Annotated in this window: 10 protein-coding genes and 1 pseudogene; 5 read left to right on the forward strand and 6 right to left on the reverse strand. The window is 34.7% G+C overall.

From position 1 onward, the window contains the following. The first annotated feature begins 132 nt into the window (after window positions 1-132). Together BW942_RS16090 and lenA are read left to right on the forward strand one after the other, a co-directional pair. A complete protein-coding gene (locus BW942_RS16090; protein ID WP_000490756.1) occupies window positions 133-1,938 on the forward strand; it encodes a sodium:solute symporter family protein in 1,806 nt (601 codons plus the stop codon). A 1,496-nt stretch (window positions 1,939-3,434) separates the two neighbouring features. Then, window positions 3,435-4,130, forward strand: coding sequence for an endostatin-like outer membrane protein LenA (lenA, locus tag BW942_RS16110; RefSeq protein ID WP_372510553.1), 696 nt, complete (start codon window positions 3,435-3,437; stop codon window positions 4,128-4,130). A gap of 67 nt (window positions 4,131-4,197) precedes the next feature. Here the strand turns inward: lenA and BW942_RS16115 are convergent, their stop codons facing one another. The 5 genes from BW942_RS16115 to BW942_RS16140 form a co-directional block, all read right to left on the reverse strand. Then, the gene (locus BW942_RS16115; RefSeq protein ID WP_001248433.1) at window positions 4,198-6,132 is read right to left on the reverse strand and encodes a hypothetical protein; all 1,935 of its coding nucleotides are present in this window, start codon (window positions 6,130-6,132) and stop codon (window positions 4,198-4,200) included. Window positions 6,133-6,139: 7 nt separating this feature from the next. Beyond that, the gene (locus tag BW942_RS16120; protein WP_000786827.1) at window positions 6,140-7,264 is read right to left on the reverse strand and encodes a vWA domain-containing protein; all 1,125 of its coding nucleotides are present in this window, start codon (window positions 7,262-7,264) and stop codon (window positions 6,140-6,142) included. Window positions 7,265-7,416: 152 nt separating this feature from the next. Then, window positions 7,417-9,714, reverse strand: coding sequence for a DUF5682 family protein (locus BW942_RS16125; RefSeq protein ID WP_001084346.1), 2,298 nt, complete (start codon window positions 9,712-9,714; stop codon window positions 7,417-7,419). Between the two features lie 197 nt (window positions 9,715-9,911). After that, the gene (locus BW942_RS16130; protein ID WP_001208436.1) at window positions 9,912-11,024 is read right to left on the reverse strand and encodes an AAA family ATPase; all 1,113 of its coding nucleotides are present in this window, start codon (window positions 11,022-11,024) and stop codon (window positions 9,912-9,914) included. 406 nt (window positions 11,025-11,430) lie between these two features. Beyond that, the gene (locus BW942_RS16140; protein WP_000683676.1) at window positions 11,431-16,281 is read right to left on the reverse strand and encodes a DUF4132 domain-containing protein; all 4,851 of its coding nucleotides are present in this window, start codon (window positions 16,279-16,281) and stop codon (window positions 11,431-11,433) included. Between the two features lie 705 nt (window positions 16,282-16,986). On the opposite strand from BW942_RS16140, the gene BW942_RS16150 reads away from it, so the two are divergent. Together BW942_RS16150 and BW942_RS16155 are read left to right on the forward strand one after the other, a co-directional pair. Continuing rightward, window positions 16,987-17,742 (forward strand): leucine-rich repeat domain-containing protein, encoded by a 756-nt coding sequence (locus BW942_RS16150; protein WP_000169588.1) that lies wholly within the window; start codon window positions 16,987-16,989, stop codon window positions 17,740-17,742. Window positions 17,743-18,921: 1,179 nt separating this feature from the next. Then, window positions 18,922-21,834, forward strand: a complete 2,913-nt coding sequence (locus BW942_RS16155) for a TonB-dependent receptor plug domain-containing protein (RefSeq protein WP_000666312.1) — start codon at window positions 18,922-18,924, stop codon at window positions 21,832-21,834. Window positions 21,835-22,050: 216 nt separating this feature from the next. On the opposite strand, the gene BW942_RS16160 is transcribed toward BW942_RS16155, so the two are convergent. Further along, window positions 22,051-22,965 carry an Rpn family recombination-promoting nuclease/putative transposase gene (locus tag BW942_RS16160; RefSeq protein WP_000141246.1) on the reverse strand — a complete coding sequence of 305 codons (915 nt, stop codon included), beginning with the start codon at window positions 22,963-22,965 and terminating at the stop codon, window positions 22,051-22,053. 1,203 nt (window positions 22,966-24,168) lie between these two features. On the opposite strand from BW942_RS16160, the pseudogene BW942_RS22255 reads away from it, so the two are divergent. After that, window positions 24,169-24,266, forward strand: a pseudogene (locus BW942_RS22255) (TIGR04388 family protein); the annotation flags it as partial.

Consider the following 24,266-nt stretch of genomic DNA (forward strand, 5'->3'; position numbering starts at 1 on the left):
TTCGATTTTGATTCATCATATTTTGGAAAGAAGGTTTCGTTTTCAAGAAAGGTATTAAAACTGACGAAAGTTTTATCAGCATATAGGATTTCGTATTTAAACGAGTCTTGATTCTACCTTTAAGAAAAAAGTATGTTCAGTTTTATAGATTGGTTTTTTATATTTATGTATCTATTCTTTGCGTTTACAGCGGGAATATTACTTTCTCCAAAAGCGGGTAAAAGTCTCGTTTCCTATTTTGTAGCCGATCGTAAACTACCTTGGTGGTGGCTCGGAACTTCGATGGTTGCGACCACGTTCGCCGCGGATACCCCTCTTGTAATTACCGGTTTTATCGCGGCTGACGGAATCTCGGCTAACTGGTTTTGGTGGAGTTGGGCGATCGGTTATATGGCCATGACCGTTTTTTTTGCGGGTAAGTGGAGAAGGATGGAAGTTTTAACGGACGTTGAGTTTGTAGAGCTACGTTATGGAGGCAAACCGGCAATTATACTTAGAATGGTCAAAGCATTCTATTTAAGTATATTAGTAAATTCGATTGTACTAGGATGGGTGTTTAAGGCGATGTCCAAAATTACTGGACCTTTCTTAGATTGGAAAGATTTACTCGGTGCCGATCGGTTTTCGATTATACAAAACGTGTGGCCTTCTTTTTTAATATTTGATTCTTTGAATAATACGATTACTGTTTTGATTTTATTTTTAGTGGTAGTCGTTTATAGCAGCATGGGAGGGATCCAAGGTGTGATCCTGACAGATCTTGTTCAATTTGCTTTGGGAATGGGTGGAGCAATTTTGTTTGCGGTATATGCGGTTTCGAGTCAGGGAGGAATTTCCGGATTACTTTCAAAAATGGAAGAATTATATCCTGACAAACACAAATCGATTTTGAGTTTTTGGCCGGACTTTCAAGAAGCTTCATTATCAATTAATGTTTTTTTAATATTCATAAGTGTACAATGGTGGGCTCAGTATTATTCTGATGGTTCGGGGTATTTGGCTCAAAGAATACACACCGCAAAAAATCCAAAAGAAGCAGAAAAGGGATCTCTTTGGTTTAACATAGCCAATTTTATGGTTCGCACCTGGCCTTGGATATTAACTGCACTTGTAACGTTAGTTGTGTTTCCTTTGCACGATCCGACAAAATATTTTTCAGAAGGATGGATCGTAGGCGGCGATCGTGAAATGGGATATCCGATTTTAATGAAATTGATATTACCCAATGGAATTTTGGGAATTGTATTTGCGAGTTTGATGGCCGCTTTTATGTCTACGGCTGACACTCATATCAATTGGGGTGCGAGTTATCTTGTAAACGATTTTTATTTGAGATTTGTACATCCAAAAGCGGACGATAAAACTTTGGTGAAAGCGAGTAGAATTGCAGTAGTTACTATGTCTATCATCGCCATTTTGGTAGCCACTCAGATTCAATCTATCGCGAACGCTTGGAAATTTTTATTGGCATTTGCTTCCGGAATGGGATTACCTCAAATACTAAGATGGATTTGGTGGAGGACTAACGCTTGGACTGAACTTTCCGGAATGATCACCGCGTTGATCCTTTCTATGATTTTGTATCCTTCTTATCCAAATGTTCGATCGGAATATCTTTTATTTTGGGTTGCGATAGGTTCTGTTGCGGTTTCGATCCTAGTTACGTTTTTAACCCCGCCGGTTCCACAAAACACGTTAGACGATTTTATAAAAAGAGTTGATCCTATCGGATTTTGGAAAGGAGAAGATAATAAAAAAAGACTCGAGGATTTTTATAAAAAAATCTTTCTTTGGCTTTTAGGAACGGTCGCTTTATTTTTTGGAATGTTTTCTTTAGGGTATTTTTTCTTATTACAGTCTTGGCAAGGGTTCTTTTGTTTGTTTGGTTTTGTGTTTTTAGGGATCTTGTATTGGAAAAAAGAATTTGGTAGAATTTGATAGATTCTAAATTATAGTAAAATAAAATATTATAATAAATTAATAATCAATATTTGTCATAAAATGTGTATAAACGGTGCTATACATTTGGTTCTTGAATAAATTATTTTTCGAATCAAAGACTTTTGTAGCATTAGTCGGTAATAGAGTTTTAGCGAACTTATATTAACGTAAGAAAATCCTAGGTCAATTTTTTCGTAAAAAAATAGATGTGGGAACTCTCACAAATCGTGGATTTACCAGTTAAACTTTGAAAAATGTGGGAACTACTATGAATACCAAAAGAATCATCGTCCAATCCGATTTTTGCAGCCATCTTTAAAATTTAAATCCCAGTTTAACATGAGTTCGGCTGAGAAAAAATTTTTCTAAAAGTATAAATTCCTATAATTTTAGAATTTGTTCGTAAAATCGTGATTTGTAATAGTTCCCACATTTTACAGGCAAACCTAAATTTTGTGTGAGTTCCCACGCTTGAATACGACATATTCAATTATTATAAATTTCTATTTTAAAAGTTGTAATAGTTCCCACATTTAAAAAATCAATCTATGAAGTTCTGATTCCAACTTTTTTCAGCATCATGGGTTTTTTATGTCGAATTTACGTTAAATAGTCTTTGAAAATGTGGAAACTCTTGCAATTTTTAAGAGTGAAAAACTTTTAAAAAGTCAGAAACTGCGTAAAGAGACTTACTACTCGGGTGCATGAAGATAACACTAAAATTAACGCATAATTCCAGCAAGAATACAAAGGTTCTCAAAAACTAGGCCTAACCCAGATTTTAAGCTTTTTTGTGGTAGATCCCACATTCTAACTTTTAAAACAAGTTCACGATAGTGTTGTTCTGATATGTCCGAGTAAGTAATCTGTGGAAACTACCATATTGGGTTTATAGAGAGATTTAAAGTTGATTTCTTTTGAAGCTTTTTGAATGGAGACTTGCAGAAAATTCCTATAAAATCCAACTTAAGAAACAAATATCTATATAAAACAGTCATTTTAACAACCAAAGGAAAATTATAAATTCATTATATATAAATTTCTAATAAATGATTTAATGAAGTTTGTTTATAAATCAATAACGTATCGTTTTTAAAATTCATAAGAACCTATTTCAAAGGTAACTCAATGGCACTGCTCATTATGGATCGCTCTGAGGATTTTTGGACGCGCTGTAAATGGGGAATTTTTTATAAAACAAGGTTTTACTCTGATAAGTCAAAAAAAGTTTTATTTCCAGATGTAGTCTGCATCTTATAAAACAAATCTGTTCAAGATATAATATAATGTCTTTGTTGTAAACTTTACTGATAGAACTTAAAAAAGTTTTTTCCAATAGATCATAAATTTATTTCCAAAAGGTGAGAAATACTCACCTGGATCTGTTATTTAGTTCTAAGTTCGTTTGATTTTCTTTTTAGGTTAAAAGTTTTTAAATCTAAACTCGAAAGGATAAATGCAAACGAATGAATTTAAAACAAGGAAATAAAATTTTGAAAACAATATTTCTAACATTGCTTATCGGATCCGTTGTATGCACTCTTTATTCGTGTGGGGATAAAAAAGAAGAAGATAATTCAGAACTACTTCTTTTCCTTCTCAATTCATTAGGTTCTTCCAATAATACTTCTACTCCCGTCGTTACTTCTTGTAAGGATGCTTCTTTTTGTAGAACTTTTATCGCTACCAATAACGGGGCGGGTTATAATGGAAACTTAGGTGGAATTTTTGGAGCAGACGCAAAGTGTGCCGCTGCAAAATCTTCTAGTTTAACGGGAGCTTATAAGGCTTTGATTGTCGACGGTCCAACGGGAAGACAAGTTATTTCTGCTTTAGATGGATCAGTAGATAAAAAAGATTGGGTCCTTTATCCAAACAAACAATACCGTAGAAGCGACGGCACTACAATTACCTTTACTACAAACGCAAATTCTATTGTTATAGATAATCTTCAAAATGGAATTGATTCAGGAACTCAAAAATTCTTTTGGAACGGTTTAGGAAACAACGTTGGATTTCTTTGGGAGCCATTATCAAACTGTAATAATTGGAATTCTACGGACGGACTTATTACGGGACAGGCTGGAAATACAACCGAACTTCAAGCAGATATAACTCCAGAAGGAGCTTTTACCGTTGATAACCATGCTTGTAATACCAATCTAAATCTTCTCTGTGTAGAACAGTAAGTTTTTCAAAAACATCGCCCTTGAAAGGGCGATGTTTGATTTCTAAAGCTTATATAAATTGCAGAACTTACTTTTGAGATAAAAGTTCCATTTCTTTAGAAAGACAAAGTAGAGCAGTCAAAATCAAAATGGGAGAAACGTTAGGATCTTTGGAAGATTGTATTGATGCAATTATGGATTCTAAAAGAGTTGAAATTTTTTTTAATCCTAGATTTTCGGATTGTTGAACTAGTTTTTTCCAATGGTTGATTTTTCCATATTGTTTTAGACCTATTAGGCATACTTCGGAGATAGTAGTTCTTAATTCTGTAATATAGTTGTTTAGAGAATCTGTTTCCGAACGAACTTGATTTTGCGTTTGAAAATTAGATTTGTCGGAATGGGATTTTGAATCTAAGTAAGGTTGTAACATTGTACGATTACCTCCTTGTTCGATTACAAATGACACCGGTTTTATGTAAAGTCTACCAGAAGCTACGTTTGCAACTCCGCATACGTAACGTAAATGAGAATCGCCTAACGCGTGTTTTAGATTTTCTATACCGTCTGATGCTCTGGTATAATATGGTAACTGAACGTATGCGATGTTTCCATTTTGATCTTCCAATTCTATATTTATTTGTTGTAAAATGTTATCAAAATGAGGTTGAGTAAAACGTTCTACTTTAAATACGAAAAAATTACCAGCCGCCCAACGAGGGCCTAAAGGACGAGGAGGTTTTTCTAAAAGTATTTTTATCGTTTCGTTAAAATTGTTAGAAAGAATGCTTTCACTTAGAGATTCAAAAAAAAATGTTTGAGGATTTAAAGTTAATTTATTACTGAATTGTAATTTACCGGATGTAGTTTTTTTGATCGAAGAGCTGACAATTGAACTTTTCCCGAAATTGTGAAGTGGAATTCCCTTGAATACGGTAAAATTGCCGATTGAGTGGAACGGTTCCTCCGTATGCTTTTCGAAAGAACATTCGTATAACAGTATTTTATCGGACTTAGGATCGGCAAAATAAGAAAGGACTACAAAACCTTTTTGTAAAACTTTGATTCCAGAACCCAATCCTATCAAACTTCTAACAATCAATTCGGAAGAATACGTTTTTGTATCTCCGCTTATGACTAAAGAAGGAATGGCGCCTTTATTTTCTTTTAACGCGTCCATTCGTATGATCCATTCTCCTAAAAGATATACAACTTGATCCGGATCGAACAAAGAATCATGTAAAAGATATTTTGAATATTCTTCTTGTAATCCAGATAAAATTTCCGAGGGCCATAAGAGTCCTTCTTCTAAACAGGAACGTTTCAATTGAAACAATCTATCTTTTAAATGTTCGGAAACTCCTTGAAATCCGTATTGTATAATTTCTTTCAAAATTGTATTGGCTCTATCCGTTATATGTGATGAAATTTTTGTTTCTCGAATATTGGTGGAAACAAATTCTTTTTTTAAATGCGTTAGACGAAATGACCATACTGCGATAGCGATTATTTGTTCACCAAGTGATCCTTTGCAATCTGCACGAGCATATCGAATATCGTTTGGGACAGGAAAGTGAACGGTTCCAAGTCCGTGAATTTTTGCAACCGGAACATCTGTTCTATCCAGTTCAACGGCAATGCCGGAATTAAAAATGGATTTGGCTTTTGTAAACGAAGAAGCAGAAATAAAAGAACGCAAACTTTCATCGCTAATACTTCCTGGATTCCAAGAGAGGTTTGGTTTGTCTGAAATATTTCGTTTTTGATAAGCGACAATCGTTCGTATTATATGTCTACAAACTCCCGTAGAAGAACAAGTGCAACTTGACTCTTGAATTGGAACGGAACCGGGTAAAACACATATAACTGAATCTTCCCAAACGACTTCAACGTTGCCGTCTTCGGTTTCTTTCCATTTACCTTTGGCTCCGGATTCTATATCCTTTAAGGCTCGGTTGACCGTTCCTTTGCTCGTTAGAACTTCTAATTCTTGTAGGGATAAGGAGAGAATGTCTTGACGCATTGTATTCTTACTTGATTTTTTCGCTCACCCAATTGGCGAGTTCCCCAGGAGTCATCGCGGCTATTTCTGCTCCCACTTTAACGAGTTTCTCTGCCATTTCCTTGTCATAGCTAGGATTTGCAGTTTCGTCTAACGCTGCTAATCCTAGCACTTTTACTCCGCTTTCTACCAAGTGATGAGTATTGGAAATGAGTTTGAAGGGAGGAGCCCCTTCGCAAAAATCGCTAATCAATATAATTATGGTTCTGCGCGGATTTTCAACTTTTCCTTCTGCGTATAATAGCGCCGAGCCAATATCTGTACCACCACCTAACTGCACTTTCATGAGAGTTTCTACTGGATCAGAACAATGGTCGGTAACGTCCACGACTTCGGTATCAAATAAAATCAAACTGGTTTTAATCGATTTAATTCCCCAAAAGATAGAAGCTGTAACCGCAGAATGGATGACACTGTCTAACATACTTCCGGATTGATCCACTAAAATGATCAAATGCCAACGTTCTGCCATAGAACGATGAGTTCTGGAATGAAACAATGGCTTTTGAAGAACCAACTTTTGAGATTTAAGATCGTAGTGTTTTAAGTTGGAGCGGATTGTATTTTTGATGTCGAAGTTTTTATAAATCTTAAAAGAAGAACGTAGGTTTCTATTTTTAATTCCTTGAAAAGAAGTTAATATTGTAGTTTCTAATTTTTTCATCAATTCATCGATCACTTTTCGAACGAGTTCTCGAGCCAAACTTAATACTTGCGGATTCATAAGATGTTGGGTGTGTAACACCGCTTTTAAAAGAGTTGTATTAGGAGAGGCCCGTTTCAAAAGTTCTGGGTTGGTTACCATTTCCATTATTTGATAACGTTCTAATGCATCTTTTTCGATTCGTTCTATCGTTTTTTTAGGAAACAGTTCATGTATTTCGTTGATCCATAAAGGTACGGTCAGATTAGATTCACTTAAACCTCCGGTTCGTATGTTACGGTCTTCTCCGTATTCTCTATCGTATAGATATTCCATCGCGATGTTCATTCTTTGTTGTTCTTCGGAAAACGTCTCGTTTCCAAAAGATTGTTCGGAACCGTTACCAAGGATGAGTTTCCATCGGATGAATGTGCTAAGATCGTTTTTCATATATAATAAATATTAAATATTATAGTATTTTTATAATTAAAAAGTTTTTTAATTTGAGTTATATCCATAAAATGAAGCATAAAAAATGTGTCTTGATTTTTTCTTTGTTTTTGGTGGATCATTTAATAATTCCGATTTGTATTTTTCCATTTTCATATGTCTTCGTAATAAGTAGTCCTAATTCCGTATTTGAATGCGGTTTCAAATAGGATTCTTTCAAATTCGATCGCTCTAAGGATCGTTTCTTGATTCTCGTAATCGGATAGTTTACCTAGGGGAGGTTGTATGATTTCAAATAAATTTTGGCCGATTTTATACTTTTCTCTAGGAGTAAAAAAAGTAAAAGCCATACGAAGGGCGGGTAAGGCCTCTAAAAATTCAGAATGAGATAATTCTGATATTCTAATGTTTAGTGCAGTTAAAAGTGTTTTATCTCTTTGGGCCGTTTCTCGAGCAATTAAAAAAAATCCGGATAAAAAATCTCCAAGTTCGATGGGATCATAAAATGAATTGAGTTGATCTAAGATTGGTTGTTCGTCGATTAAATTTAGCCCCCCACAAACAGCTCCGCGTACAAAAGAATCTATTTTTAAATCTATTCCCAAGCGTGAGAACACACCTCGTATCTCTTCCAAGGATAACTTTAAAGGTTCGGCAAAATGTTGATACGTCTGTACGATTGTTTGAACTCCTTGGGCTAATTTTAGGCCGTCAGAGGACGTGGCTCCTAATCGATCCAAAAGATTGAGACATCGTAAATAACTTTCTCTAAAAATTCCCTCTAAACTTTTTCTATTTTCTAATATTATAACTTCATCATATTTATATAAATAAGAAATATGCTTTAACGCGGAACACATTTTCAGAAAATCGCCTGCAATCGGAATTATATCTGAAAATTGTTTTAGTAAAAAAGTTAAATGTTTACCTAAACCGGCTAACGCTGCATCAACGAGACAGGCTGCTGCCAGTTCAGGATCAATTTCTGAACGGATACGTTGGTTTAATACTCCTGCTGCTGCTTCTGAAAGTGTAGCTCCGTAACGGGATGCTTCTATACAAGAAGAATGAAACTCCGTTTTCATGGAGATGTTCCATTTTTCTCTTATTTTTTCTAAATCTTTTCGAGAGATCATATCCGTACCTTCTAAAAAGGTGTAACCGGCTATTTCTAAAAGATATAAACGATGTAAAACTTTGCTTTGTTCCCTTTGTTCTAAATCCGTCAAATTCAATTCTAAAATTCTAGTTTCTCGTTTTGCTAAAAGATTCAATTTTTTTAATGTAGTTTCTATGTCAAAAAAGATTGGGGGTAGAGATGTTCCTTCTGCTAAACGGCCGATGCGATCCCCTTCCATCACTTCTGAAATACAATCAAGTAAGATGTGTCTAACGTCTCTTGCAATCTCATCTTTGATGATAGTCGCACGAAAGCCGTCGATCAGATCTTTTTTCCAAATATTTTTGTGACCTCGTAAATCGGCCAGGGCTCTACTCATGGTTTCGCAAGCGATCCTATCTGCGGAAGCAATTCTATATCCTTTTTTACGAAATACACTTAGGATTTTTTGAACCAGTGGGCGATGATTAAACGATTCTTGTTTTTGAAAACTTTCCCAGACAAAATCATAAAAACCTGGACTTGGTATTCCGGAAGTATAACCATTAGTCGCGTTTAATCTAGAGTTGGAATAAGGAGTTAGGGAAATTTCTCGGTCATAAAATTTTTCTTTTTGATTGACCCAAAATAATTCGTCTGTTTGGGGCGGTTTGGAAATTTTTTCTTGGAGTGTATAAGAATGATAACCTCCGGTAACTACTAAAATCGGACTCGTAAATTGTGTTTGTGCAAGTCGAATCTGATGTGTCATAAATGCTTCTCTTGCTTGAACGATTTCTTCGGAATGATTATTTTCTTTTCGAGCGTAATTACAAAAAAGGGTCACTTGTTCTTTGTATTCGTCTATTTGTGTTAGGCGATTAATTTCGAAAAGTTCGTCCCATAGATCATGAAAATTAGAAACTCCCATTTTTTTACAAAGTGCCAAAATGAAATTATTATTCCAAAAAGGTTCGTCGTTATACAGTTGTAACGTTTTAGCGTTTGGTTTTTCTGAAACACTTTTGATAGAACATAAATCAGCCCAAGGAAGATCTATAAAACGAGCAGGAATTTTTAGGGATTTGGCTGTTTGTAGAGCAATCCATTCTGGAGAGTAATTGCAAAAAGGATAATATGCACCTTTAGAAATCCCTTGTTCGTCTCTGATAACGCTGTAGATTGCGATCGGTAGGGTATGAGGTAAAAATAATTCTTCTAACTTTGGATTGAAATCATAAGGGCCTTCGATTAAAATTATAGAAGGACGTAAGTCATTTATATATTTTTGAAGAGCGAGAGAAGCAGAAACGCTGTGATGTCGTATCGGGAAGAAAAAAATAGAATTCATTTTAAATTATATTTCAATTTTTAGAATATTCGAAAAATAGGAAGTTATATTAGAAGTCATAATAACTATTTGTACCCGTAATTTGGTATAAAAAACTTGAGTTATCTATAAAATCGGAGAAACTAATCATAAAGAATTTGCCTACAATGGGACGTAATTTGTGAGAACTACTCTAAAAATCCTACTTTTATGATTTATCAAGAATTCCTGTCCAAAAGTTTTCTAGACTGATAAAACTCTGGCCAGGCGTGTTCATTTCGATATGCGGCCACTTGATCAAAATAGTGTCTTATTTTTTTTAAGTCTTCGATCGAATCTTTTACACCTGAACCTAACATGTTAGAAACGATATGTCCTGCGTTTACTTTTCCTTCGTCGTAGTAATACGCGTGTAAAACAGCCGAAAATCCTACACTGACCGCTTCTGCAGTGCTTAACGTGGAACTAAGTGGTTCCAATGCCTTTCCGGAAATTGTTTTAGAATTTCTTAATTCATGAAAACAGGTTACAAGTACTTCTGTTAAATCCTGAGGAAGTTTTGCGGGTACGTTTGCTTGTTTTAGTAAACGTTCCATTTCTCTTTCGACTAATGCTTGTTCTTCGGAAATACTAGAGATAGGTGTTACGGTTTCAAAATTAAATCTTCGTTTTAATGCGGAACTCATCTCATTGGTTCCTCTATCTCGTGTATTCGAGGTTGCTATGATATTGAATCCTTGTTTGGCAAAGAGCACGTTTTCTTCTCCGTTTAACTCTGGTATGTGTAAAACTCTATCGCTTAAGATGGAGAGTAATGTGTCTTGAATTTCTCCAGGACAACGGGAAAGTTCTTCAAAACGAACTATTTTTCCTAACTTCATACCTTCATAAATCGGGGCGGGAACCAGAGATTTTTCGGATGGTCCTTCTGAAAGCATCAATGCGTAATTCCAAGAATAACGAATTTGATCTTCTGTCGTTCCAGCGCTTCCTTGAATTGTAAGTGCAGAATCTCCAGAAATTGCAGCGGCCAAAAGTTCGCTAAGATAACTTTTAGCTGTTCCAGGTTCCCCGATTAACATCAGCCCTCGATTGGTGGCGAGGGCTACAATACAACATTCTATAAAATTTCGTTCTCCTACGAATTTTGGAGAAATTCCCGAATTTACATCGCCTAACACAAAGTCAATGACTGCTTGAGGTGAAAGATTCCAACCAGGTGGTTTAGGTTTTGTTTCGTCCCTTTTTTTTAATCTCTCTAACTCTTCGGAGTACAGTGTTTCTGCGGGTGGTTTTTGTATGTCTAAAAGTGTATTTTGTTTTTCTCTCATTTTTTATATTCTCAAACTGGTTACTTTCTTTTGCAAAAGATCGATTTTATACTTTAGAGTTGTTGAAAAATTTCATAGTAGAGATTTGCATAATTGTTTCAATTGTCCATTTTAATATAACGGAAACAGACGGAATTAATTTTTCAAAAACTCTTTTGTAAATAAATAAATAATAATTTTAGTATATTCTAAAATTATTATTTATTTTGAACACGCTTGGTTTAAACAAATGTTTGTCCGTTTTTATAAGCGTGAGCGATCGAAGCGGGGTCAAAAAATTGTCTTTCGATATATGAATTTTATAAAAAATGAATACAATTTTTTGACCAGAGCTGAGAGCGCGACTCTGCGCTTGATTACAAAGTAATACCCGCAGAGGCACGCACTGATCCGACTCTACAAAGTTTTAATTTTTACGGATTGCCTCCAAAAAGTCAGGATCTTTTAAATAAGAAGCAAAATCCTTTTCCTTCGTAAATTCATCCGCTTTTGTTCCTAATTTGACGGATTTTCGAATCGATTGGAGCATAGGTTCCTTTTGACCGGTCACCGCAAAGTAACAGGCTTTATTGAACGGAAGAGCTGGGTGGATGTATTGGTCCCCCGTCATTTGGGACGCAATGGAATAGATTTCCTCGTCCTTTAGAATTGTGGCTAATGCGTATACGACGGTTGCAAAGGCTTCGGCCTTACGGTAGTAACTTTCGGAGATTTTTAGTTTTACTTCCCATTGGTTGAGTTTTAAAAAATCCTCTCCCTTTGTGGTAAACAAATTTGTGATTTTATCTCTTGCCTCCGGATATTTTCCTCCGTGTAGAAGCTTTATATATTTTGAATATTCAAATTCACACCATTTTGTGAGTTGATTGTATTCCTCGCTTTCAAATTTAATCTTTTTAAGAGATTCCATATTTGCCAAAAAATCCGGAAGGTCTCTGAATTTGGCTTTTGGCAAGTAGATAGTTTCTAGTTGAGTCAGATTTTGGATACTCTGCGGCAAAGATTCTATCCAAGTCTCTTTTATATCTAGAGATTTTAAATTACTTAAATTTCCGATCGTTTCCGGTAACTGACGAATTTTATTTTCGCCTACGTCTAGATGTTTTAAATTTTTTAAATATAGAATTGGCTCCGGAAATTCTGAAAACTTATTTTTTGATAAACCGATCTTAGTTAAAGAACTTAGATTTTGAATCGTTGTTGGAAGACTGGAAAGTTGGTTGTCATGTAAATTTAGATCTTCCAGAGAGGTAAGATTTCCGATTTCATTTGGTAAAGTAGAAATCTGATTCCATCGTGCTAAAAGAGTTTTGAGATTTTTAAGAGACAACACCGCATCCGGGATTGTAGTAAATGGATTTGAGTCTATATGGAGTTGGGTTAGTTGTTCTAAGGTTCCTAAACTTGTAGGCAATGTGGTCAGTTGATTTTTATCCAAGTACAAATTGATGAGTCGTTTTAGATTGCCTATACTTTCTGGAACTTCCGAAAGTTTACAGTCTCTTAAAGAAAGGGAGGTTAGGTTTTGAAACCTGGTCACTGAAATTGGAAAACGTTCAAATTTGGTTCCGGATAGATTTAAATGAATCGTCGCTTTGGATTCGTTTAACAATCCACTGCAGTCGAAATCAGTTTCAAAACCTTGAATATCCACAAGTTCTACTTTTTCTAAGTTTGTGCAGGAGTTTAGAACGTTTAGATCTTTTAGGTTCCAATTTTGGAGCTCGATTTTTTTCAGATTTTTTAATTCCGATAATAAAGAAGAATCTGTTACCGGCCCGTTAAGCGTTAGTTCTTCTAATTTAGTAAAAAACTTAAGTTCTTGGATAGAAGTAATTTTATCGGAACTTCTAATATACATTTTTGTAATTTTAGAGATGCTTTTGTGATTTTTGGATCTTGTGATTTGGTGATCATTGGAAAGAAATTTTTTCCAAGCCGTTGAAAATCCGTTGTAAATTTCGGTGTAGTCGACTTCATCGAATACTTCTTCTTTCTTTTCCTGTGTTTGTAGATTTTTGAGTAAGGTTTCTCTGGCTTCTTTCAAACTATTTTCGTTAGATGCTGGGTAAGAAAATCCGGAAACTTGTAATAGACTATGTAGAGTTTCGCTAAAAGCTACCGGATTGATTTCTTCCAAAGTTAGTTTTGTTTCCTTTCCTACGGAAAAAGAAGGTTCTCGGAGGCCCTTTACAAAATAAGCTTCTTCTAAATCTAGATCCTGACCACCTATATTTCCGTAGGAAAGATCGTCTCCGTCGTATCGTATAACCGCTGTTACATCATCACCAAGAAATTGTATGGAGTGTTCGTCGATTCCTCCTCCGTCTCCTGCCGATCCTCTGGACCAGCCCATTTTTTCGAGTCCAAATACTAGCTGTTCCGCTTTTACTTTTTGGTTTGTAAATCCGGGTATTTCTTGTTTGTTTTTATCTTCCCCAGAAAGGACGTATACCGGTCTTGAAATTTGAGAAAACGGAGAAATGATTTCATAATCGCTGAACAATTGTCCCCAGGATTTTTTTTCCTCTTGGGAAAGCAGCAATGGATGAACGATTCCGATATAGGCTCCTCCTTGAAGGTTTAAAGAATTATCATGTATATCCGCGTAGTCTTTTTCTTCCGTTAGTCGAAATACATTGATCGATTGATTTTGATCTGGAAAATAAACCCACCAAAGTAGGGTTTTGGCAATATGTGTCATTAATGGGTGTTTGGCGATGAGCATTTCCCATTCTTCTACTTTCCATCTTCTTCCGGTGACCATTGCCTGTTCCATTCTATGTATATGGATTTTGCCGATTTCTCGGATTTGTTTTTTCATTAACTTCCATTCTTCTACGGAAGTGTTTGCCAGGTCTGAGTCATCTTTTGAATTTGGTTTGGGAAGATCGTCTTTGATTTTTCCGTCTTCGTCTTTGATCATAGGCTTCATATCCGGACCAAATACAAAATGGAATTTTCGTGGACCGAAATTAAATTCCCTTTTACCGTCTTCGTCCAAACCACAATCTGGAACCACACGATCTTCTAATTCGGATTTTCTAAGCCCCTTTTTCTTGGCGATAGATTCCATAAACGTGTTGGCCATATCTTTCAGGCCTTTGAATTTCACTTTTTGAGCGATTCCGTTTAACTGCATAAGGGCCGTATCCGAACCGATCGTTTTTAAAATTTCTAAACCTAAGACCGCACGTTGGTGTTGGGATTCTCCCGGCCATACTTTGATCATAGGAGTGAGTTTGAGAGCGATTCTATCTCCACCTAACTTACCTAAGGCGGTAAACGCCCATTTGTCTTTACTGGATGCGCCTAAAGAAATCCAGAGTTCAAAAAGTTTCCAGACGAAATTATCTAGGCTTGTGGTTTCTGAGTGTTCTTTTAAACTTTTTAATAGAATAGAACTTTCTTCGAGTCCTTTTTCTTTTAACTCGGTTAGTACTGCGGCTACTTGAGAAGGAGATAATTTTTTCTTTTGAATTAGAATCGGAGGAAGTTCTTCGGGAACGACCCAAGAGATTGCTTTTCCTTTGGATACGGTTTTGATCGCATCCGAAAGCCATGTAGGAGTGGTGGAGTCGTCAAAAGGCTCCGCAGTAAAAGTAGAATTTTCTAAGATTTCATTTTTGATTTTTTCCTGGATTTCTGCTGAATATTTTGCTTTTTCTTGTAGGATTATCTCTCCGTATCCTCTCGCGAACAAGGATTGTAGAATTTCGATCGCCAGTTCGGAGATTTTTTTGTCTTCGTCTAATACTGCGGGAACGAGTCCTTCGATTGCAAAATAAGGACATTCTATAAACCAATTTTTGGTTTCGGCCGCCAATTTAGGAAGTGCGTAAAGATATAAAAGTGGTCTTGCTACCTCGGGTGCCTTGATTCCTAAAAACAACTTTAGCATTTCTTTATGTTTTTCGTTATTATAGTCGTTGAACACCGCTTTGACGGATAGAGCCACCCATTCTAAATCGGAATATTGGGTAATTGTAATCCAACATTTTAACTCCTCAACAGAATTGAACAAATGTCCGATTTTACGCATCTGCCGTTTTACTATTTCAGGATCTTGAAATAAGAATATAATATTTTTTCTATATTCGGAATAACTATATCTTATTGAAGATTCTCTTGATTTCCAGGATTCTACGATCGGCAATAATTCTTCCTTCATTCCTAAATCCAAGGCGATTAAAAAAGGAGAGATTATATCTTGGTATTCTAATTCTTTTTGTTTTAAATGAGGTTTGATCAGTTCTTTACAAAGTTTTCTTTCTGATTCGTCTAAGATTGGCAATAGACGGGCAAATCCTTCGTAGTAACTTCCGTTGGTAGAATCCTGTTGTTTCATTGCTTGAGGGTGATTGTATGTCGCCAAGAAATGAATTACTTTTTCCAATCCGAACAAATGATAAAAAGGAAGTACGATATAAGAAGGAGGAGTGATTCTTTTTTCCTCCCAAGTGTCTTCTTGTCGTTCTAAAAGATTGATTGCTTTTTCAAGAGTGAGGTTTCCGTCTATCGTTTGAGAATTTAGGAAATTTTGAAGTTTTTGGATAGTTTGTTTTGTTTTCTTTTCTTCATACCCATTTATAACTTCCATACAAGTCAGGGCTAAAAACCAGAAATGGGCTTCTGGTTTACTCATAAATAAAGGAATGTTTTGGTTTGTCCAATCTACGGTCCACCAATTGCTTCCTTTTTTTAAAGAGGAAAGTTGTTCTATTCTGTTTTTGAGATCGAATGGTTTTGGTTCTTCTTTGGGATGAACCGGAACGACGTTAGAAAGGATTTTAAGGTCTTCATTAGGAAATCCTAATGTTTTTTGAACCGGTTTTTTTAGTTTTTTTGTTTCAATTTTATTTATGCTGTTTTTTGAATGTGTGGTTGCTGCGTGGTTTTCTGATTGTATTGTTTTGCTGGATGATTGGGCCGTTGTCTCGTTTTCCGAAGATGTTTTAGACGCGGCTTCATTTTCATTTGTGCTTGGAGTTTTGGCTTTTGAAACTGATTGAGTCTGAGTTGGTTTGGGAGAAGTTGTAGTTGTTTCTTCTCCAGAATTTTGATACCCTTTCTTTAACTTTTCGCTCAGAAGCTTCTGTGCTTCTTTCAGACATTTTTCCTCGCTGTCAAAGGTTTTAGTTTGTATTTGCCCGCTAGTTCCGATTTTGCCGTAAGTGACTGTAAATGAATTCCCTTCTGTTTCTATTTGCCAGAATTTATTGGAAGTTCCTTCGCTGAAAGTGAGATAGTGTTTCATGGTGTTGTGCCTATTTGGATTGATAAAGATATTGATTTCATTTTGTATTATAAAGAATGTTTTTTTCTACTTTTATGATTAAAGTTCAACGAAATGTATTTAGATCGTTCATTTCTATTTTGTAAAAAGCTGACATTTCGCTTTTGTTATCTCGTTTTTTGAAATTTATCGGAACACTAAAGGCTTTCTAGGAGTATCCGGGATGCTTAATAAATTTCGAATGAAAAAAACAGAAGGATTAAAATGTGCAAGATTTATTTTCTTATTTCTCTTGTAATTGATGTGTAAATTCATTGTTATTCTTATTTTTTCTAGTCCGATTGGCACGAGATTTAAATTTTTATGGTTTGCAATTTAGATTTTATACAACTTACCATTCTATGAGAATTTGAATCTTGCTTATGTATCAGCTTTTAATTTATATTCATCTATCTCTATAACTCCGCCTTTCTTTTTATTTCATCCTATAAAATGATAATTGTCTTTTCTCTTACATAAGTTTTGTAAACACAAATTAAAAAACCGTTTGAAGCTTTTACATTTTTTAAAACTGTTTTTAAACAACTCCAAAAATTGGGAATATGAATATACTTCGCTTTCACAATTTTGATTGTGGTTGGAAAGAAAAGCGGAGAAATTTTTATGAAGTGCCACTTTATATTTGTTAGCATTGGATTGATCTTGTCTTTGTACTGTAGTCTGAAAATGACAAAAACGTATCATAATTTGCAGGATGCTCTTGATAACCCTTTGGACGTTTTAATTCTTGAGATGAGTATGAATACGCGTATAAGTATGGGTTTGCATGAACTCGAATCTCTTCCAAGGGTAATTGGGTTATTTCAAAATTTAGAAAAATTGAATTTAGATGGTAATCAACTTACGTCTCTTCCGAAAGAAATTGGACAACTTCAAAAGTTACGTGTATTAAACTTGGCTGGTAATCAATTTACGTCCCTTCCAAAAGAAATAGGACAACTTCAAAATTTAGAAAGATTGGATTTAGATGGTAATCAATTTACGTCTCTTCCGAAAGAAATTGGACAACTTCAAAATTTACGTGTATTAAACTTGGCTGGTAATCAACTTACGTCCCTTCCAAAAGAAATAGGACAACTTCAAAATTTAGAAAGATTGGATTTAGCTGGTAATCAATTTACGTCCCTTCCAAAAGAAATAGGACAACTTCAAAAGTTAGAAGCATTGAATTTAGATCATAATCGATTTACAATTTTTCCGAAAGAAATTAGGCAGCAACAGAGCCTAAAATGGTTGCGTTTGAGTGGGGACCAACTCAAGACCCTTCCCAAAGAAATTCTATTACTTCAAAATTTACAAGTGCTGCGGTTGTATTCGAACTCTTTTTCATTAAAAGAAAAACAGAAAATTCAAGAGCTACTTCCTAACTGTGAAATCGATTTTGAAAGTGAAGGTAAAAGCGAATCTTCTTTGACTGAATGAGTTTTTGATAGTTGGGAATTTGAAGCGAAGACTTTGATGATTTTATTTTAATCAAGAATTACATTAGAGTTTGCCTCAAAAGAAACTTAACATCTCACTTCTGAATGTCGATTCGTAGAGAGGCATTCGCTGAGTTTTCGAGTCGTAGCGAGGACAACTTAACATCTTGCTCTTTATGAATCGTTCGATGGGGACAGATTTTTATGAAAAATCGGGATCATAAATGGAAGCAGGTTTTAAATAAATGATTAAAAAACTTGGAATAAAATCCAAAAAGAAAAGTCAGAAATATTTTTTATTTTCGGAAAATTTTACAAACGAATACTTCTAAATATATGTAAAAAGAAAATCCAGCTATGATCAATCCTCCCAAAAAACATCTCTAAATGTATAATAGAGTTGTTGAAAAATTCCATAGCAACAATTAACAAAACGCCTCAATCGACCGTTTCCATGAAATAGAAATCAATGGAAAATTAATTTTTCAACAATTCTAATATTGATCAGTCACAATATGAACGGCCAAATCAATACAAGAATCATAATTATTTAAAACTTTATTTTACTAGGTTGTCTTTCTAATCGATTTTTCCCAATAAAAAATAGAATAAAACCAATTACGAGGAAAGGAAATAAAAAAGGTCATAGGAATATGATATTAGTTCAGGTCGAAACGTTAAAGATAATATTAACTTACGAGCAAAGACTTGATTGAGTAGACAAAGTTAACGATTTCAAATGAAAGCGAAGATTACGAGACAAATTTAACGAGACTATAAATTATCCCATGGTTGCTCTATTAAATTAACGTGAATTCGGCGTAAGAAAATTTGAGTGAATAAAACTTAATCCATAAAAACTAGGTTCTTTACCGAATCGCAGTGTTAGGTTGTAATATAATAATCACTTTTATATTAGTTATATCGAATTTACGTTAATAGGCGTCCTAAAACCTAATTCACTTTATTAGAAAGGCCAAGTTGTAAGGTTTTGTTCCAGTTTTTGGATACGCTCTAAATAGAGGGTTTAAAATTTCACATCTAAATCTTAGATTTATCTCAAAATTGTGGTATCTGTGTAGAAGCAGTAATTGTGTAGTTTAACTTTTTCTTTCTTTAGTAAAAATTTATAGATTGAAAAACAAATCCTTCCCTTTTTTTTGAAACTTCCGGAACGAATATGAAAGAATACAAAGAATTTTTATGTAAGTTATGGATGGGTAAAATCGTTTCTATTTTGATTCACTTTCGTTCATTCTGTTTTATTTTTTTATATTTGTATTTCAAAAATATTCTGTTGCGATTTCCAATCTGGTTTATTAGAAAAGTAAATATTTTTAATATACAGCGTTATCGAGATTGGTTTCTTTTTTTAATTTTGTGTTTCAATCGATTTTGGAGCGGTCTTTTTATAGTTGGGATTTTGTTTTGTCATTCTACTTTATTTGCTCAAAAGTCCATTCGGGTAGAAGTGGTTATTTTGGATGAAACCGGGAACCACGCGATTTCCAACACTCCAGTCGTATTTCAAGAAATTGGAAAGTATCTGATTACAAGCGGAGAAGGTTCTATAAAGGTGAACTTTCCTGCTCCCGGTTCTTACAATTTAAGAATCATGACTTCGGAAAAAGTTTTTAAAAAAAACATAACCGTAGAACACGATGGTGAGAAAAAATTTATTTTTATACGAAAACCTGCTCTTGGAGAGATCAACGTTTACGGTGAAAAAGATTTAGAATCTCTTTCCAGATACACTCTTCAACAAGAGGAAATTCAAAGATTACCCGGAGCTCAGAACGACGCACTCAAAGCGATTCAGACTCTTCCTGGAATTACGGCGGTTCCTCCGATTGGACTTTCTTCTTCTTCGTTTAACAATTTAGTAAACAGCGTAGGGAACTCTAATCCGTATTCCAACAGCGAACGTGGGTTTTTGGTGATGAGAGGGGGTGGAACCTTAGCAAACGGTTATTATCTAGATGGTTTTCCTATGTCTTATCCGTATCACTTGGGAGATCAGTCTTCTGTACTAAATAATAATATTATAAAATCATTTAATGTTTATTCTGGGGCTTTTCCTGTCCAGTTCGGTTTTGCGACTGGTGGAATTATAGACATTAAAACTCCGGATACGGTGGCTAAAACGTCTTCCGTTATAAACTTAAATACGTTTCTTTCTGACGTTTATCATCAAAATAAAATCTCCGAAAATTTATATGCGATCGTTTCCGCTAGAAAGTCTTATCCGAACGTGACTCTCTTGAAATTATATCCGGACGGTATCCCTCAAGATGCTAAGTATGCGGATTACGAAGACTATCAGGCTAAGTTCAATTGGAAACCCGGAACCAATCATACTTTTAACGTTTTGTTATTTGGCGCCAGGGACAAACAGAAATATACAAAAGCACAAGACGATTTTGAAAACAGTAAAAAAGAATTTTTTGGTCTGCAGGGAGCGGCTTCGGGTCGTCCTCCTGTGGGCTTGGATAGATTGTTTAGAACGAGCGGTTTTAGATATACTTACAATAATAAATCTTGGTTGGAAACTTCCATTTCCATTTCGAATAATTACTTTAAAGAATTTTTCGAAGTAGATTTTAAAAATCCTCTAACTGCAGAACAGATTTTTGAACTTCAGAACGTTACTACTCAAAATATTAATTTTTTGGAAAACAATACTAGAATCAATTTGATCGAAAGACATCTAACGTTCCGATTTGGAGGTCAGTTTAGGGATAAGACGATTCAACTTCAAGGTGAAGACATTAAATCTTCAAACTCTACGTTTTTAGATTTTTTTAACAGTTTGTTGGATTCTAATCGTCAGTTTAGGGCTTTGATTGAAGGGGATTCTATTCATACGAGAGAAATTGCGGCTTTTGCGGAAATGGAATTTAAGATCGGAGGATTTAGCATTCTTCCCGGATATAGACACGATTATTATGATAAAGCACATGAAAAAAAGGACTCATTTCGAGGTAGGGCTGAATACGAAATTCTTAAGACTGCTACAAAATTTTTGGCAGGAACGGGAGAACACTATAACGCTCCACTTCAGATTGAACAATTTTCTTCCAGATCTGGAAATCCTAATTTAAAGATGGAACATTCGATTCATTCTTCCGGTGGTATTGAACAAAGAATTACTTCTGATTATCTGATCAAAGTGGAGGGTTTTCATAATCAATATTCTAATCTTGTAACCCCAGATTCGTATGTCCAAGATCCATATCAACCTAACAACGAAAAACGAGATATCATAAATCATCCTGATGACGTTCAAGAAAATCCTTTGATTGTTAGAAATATGAATTATTCCAATTCTAGGGACGGATATTCCAGAGGAGTTGAGTTGTTTTTAAAAGCCAATCAAGGCCCCGGACGTAGATTTTTCGGTTGGATTTCGTATACCAATTCAGTTTCGAAAAGAAATAATCATCAACCCCAACTTACGGATGACGAGGAAAATCAAAGAACCAGAGATAATAGAGATCATAGACTTCAGTATCAGATTCACGAGGGTGGTAATTATCTCAATTATTACGACGATGGTAAATGGGAACTTTTAGTAGATAACGATAAACTTTTGTTATACGACTACGATCGAACTCATATTTTGAACGTTGTTTTTGCTTGGAAGTTCGGCCAGAGTTGGCAGATCGGTAGTAAGTATACGTATCTTACCAATGTTCCGATTACTCCTATCGTGGATTCTTCTAAAGCTTCGGGTCTTGCATCTACGGGTATCAATCTTTATAATCCAACCTATTCAGAATATTATAATTCTGGTAGATGGCCGGACTTTCATCAATTGGATATTCGGATCGATCGTTTTATGAACTATCAATGGGGTTATGTGAATACTTACATTGAGTTGATTAATTTTTTTGGTAATAGAAATCAGATTAGTCAAACATACAATAATTTCGGTCCTTATTCGAGAAGTGCATTTACCAATCCTTTGACTGGGTTTACGACTCCCAGTAACCCCACCCCGGTTTATAATTCCAATTATATAGAATCTACAGCGATCGGCGGAAAGGTTAAATACTATCCTTTTATTAGTATAGGAATGCAGATTCGGTTTTGATTATTTAGAAGGTAATAATTGGTAAAATTTTCTAGGTTTTTTTTGTGGAAAACGTTTCAGTAAAGTTGAATATTCAAAAAGTAATATATTACTGAGAATTACATAATAATAGGTTGTCTAAAATTTAGCTTCTAAGCGGCGATTTATCCAGAATCATTGTACAGATATCAGTAAGACTGTTTCGCGCAAAATCCTTCTATTTTTTTAGAATCGATTTTATAGGATTCCATGATCTTTCAGTGTTTTTTCGGAAAGCCCAGTAATTTCTAAAACTGTTTTTAGGTCGATCCCCTTTGAAAGCATTTTACTGGCGTCTTCTAACTTTCCCTTTTCGATACCTCTTTGCATACCTTCTGAAATCAGTCTTTCTGCAGTAGTCATTGCTAATTCCTCGTATTGTTCCAATTTAGATCTTTGTAAAACTACATTCAGTTCCGTGGGTTTTAAATCCCGAGCCCAATAGATATACAATAACAGTTTTCTTAAGATTGCAACCTTTTTCGACTCTTCTTCGATTGCCTGTAACAAAGAAAAAAGTCCAGGTAAATGAGAGATAAATTCTAAGTCGCCCTCTCGAATCTTTTGAACGACTCCCAGAGTAACTTGAAACGTAATACTTTCTAATTTATCTTTCAATTCTATTTCTTTTAGATCGAACAAGTCTATTTTAAAATTGGGGATAAAGTCTTTTAAAATATCAACTTCTTGATTTGTTAAAACGAACTGATCTAACAATCGACTCCCCAATTTCCATTCTTTTTCACCGTGATAAAAAACGAATGGAATTACAACGGAAATGGGTTCTCCGTTTCTATGTTGGTTTCGATAGATTTCTGTAAGATATCCGAGTAGTTGTATATAGATAGAGTTATCTAAATAACTTTTATGTTCGAAGAGTAAATATACATTGGTTTTGTTTCCAGATTTGAGAGGAATTTGAAACAATAGATCGGTTTGTTCTTGTTTGAGTTCTTCTGAAATAAAACTGGATTCGGAGAGTTCTAATTTTTCTAGATCCAGTAATTTCACTACTTCTGGTGATAATGTGTTTTTAAAAAATATGGCGGCTTCTTTTTTATCCTGGAACGTTTCTCGGATCAATCGATCGTGTGGATTGTTGACTTCGGTCATGGTTTATTTCAAAGTGAATTTGATGTAACTAACGCGAAAGGGGTCGATGAATGAACTCAGCAAAACGCTTTCCTAAGGGTCGCATTTTAGGATCAAGTTATTGAAATTAAAAAAATTGAATGTATAACTGTGATACATAATAACTTGACCAGAGCTGAGAGCCGGTCCGGCTTGCCGTAGGCAAGCCGGATTCGCCCTGATTTTTTTACGTCGAACTCACGTTACTTTAGGTTTTTATTGAGTCAATTGGATTTAAGTTTATTTTTTTTAAATTATACATCGATACTTTGATTTGTCTGTAGATTGTGATTTTTTTGGTAACTTAGAAAAAATATCAGAACTTGTTTTAGAACTTTAATTATGATTATTTAGAAATTTATAATAAACTGTTGGAGTTCCTACGGGAATTATAACATTGCATAATTTAACGTGTATTTGGTGTAGGCGAACCAGAAAAAGTAATTTATAACGAAGTGCTAAAGCTGTAATTTCTAAATTTTGCAGTAGTTCCCACAAATTAAGTCGCATTATGGATTTTTAAAGATCCATTTTCTGTAATTGGAATTTGTAATAGTTCCCACATTTCAAGTTTTTACCGTAAAACTACGATTTGCAGTAGTTCCCACAAATTAAGTCGCATTATGAATTTTTAAAGATCCATTTTCTGTAATTGGAATTTGCAGTAGTTCCCACAATTTTAGAAATCGATCTGCAAAATACAGATTTCATTTCTTTTAAGAAAAAATGGAAGTATTTATAACGGCATTTCTAAGCTTAAGAAAATTTTAAGAGGACCACTTGATTCAGATGAAGACTTTGTTCAAACACTGGAAATGAATTTCTTACACCGAACTTACGTTAAGCGATTATTTTTATAGGAATCAGTAAAACAGAGAATCGACATTTGGTGCTATATACATTCGCTAATTTTTTTAACTATCCGTTTTTAAAATTACTTCTCATCAGTTTTTAAACAGTGCCTAAAAATAAAGTAGACAAAATCCAAAAAAAGTCAGATGTTACATTTTGTGAATATATTTAACGTATAAAATCACAAATAGTTTTATTTATAAACAATTGGATCATTTGTAATTTGCCGAACCATACATAGAAAAAAACAAGGTGAAACTTTGAAAACAAGAATTTGGTTAAGGCACTAAAAAAGTGAAATCATTGAAAAATATAACATATAAGGGTGTAACAATGAAAATAGGCATTTTAAAGCATATAATTACCGTAATACTATTGTGTACCTATAGCGCGTTATACGCCCCGCCTGTCGTGGTTCCAAACCTAAATAC

Source organism: Leptospira interrogans (assembly GCF_900156205.1).
Lineage (GTDB): Bacteria > Spirochaetota > Leptospiria > Leptospirales > Leptospiraceae > Leptospira > Leptospira interrogans.

What these genes read in the sequence shown, in the direction of transcription:
- BW942_RS16090 (WP_000490756.1), top strand. Translation starts at nt 133, where the DNA reads ATGTTCAGTTTTATAGATTGGTTTTTTATATTTATGTATCTATTCTTT.
- BW942_RS16115 (WP_001248433.1), bottom strand. Translation starts at nt 6,132, where the DNA reads ATGCGTCAAGACATTCTCTCCTTATCCCTACAAGAATTAGAAGTTCTA.
- BW942_RS16120 (WP_000786827.1), bottom strand. Translation starts at nt 7,264, where the DNA reads ATGAAAAACGATCTTAGCACATTCATCCGATGGAAACTCATCCTTGGT.
- BW942_RS16125 (WP_001084346.1), bottom strand. Translation starts at nt 9,714, where the DNA reads ATGAATTCTATTTTTTTCTTCCCGATACGACATCACAGCGTTTCTGCT.
- BW942_RS16130 (WP_001208436.1), bottom strand. Translation starts at nt 11,024, where the DNA reads ATGAGAGAAAAACAAAATACACTTTTAGACATACAAAAACCACCCGCA.
- BW942_RS16140 (WP_000683676.1), bottom strand. Translation starts at nt 16,281, where the DNA reads ATGAAACACTATCTCACTTTCAGCGAAGGAACTTCCAATAAATTCTGG.
- BW942_RS16150 (WP_000169588.1), top strand. Translation starts at nt 16,987, where the DNA reads ATGACAAAAACGTATCATAATTTGCAGGATGCTCTTGATAACCCTTTG.
- BW942_RS16155 (WP_000666312.1), top strand. Translation starts at nt 18,922, where the DNA reads ATGAAAGAATACAAAGAATTTTTATGTAAGTTATGGATGGGTAAAATC.
- BW942_RS16160 (WP_000141246.1), bottom strand. Translation starts at nt 22,965, where the DNA reads ATGACCGAAGTCAACAATCCACACGATCGATTGATCCGAGAAACGTTC.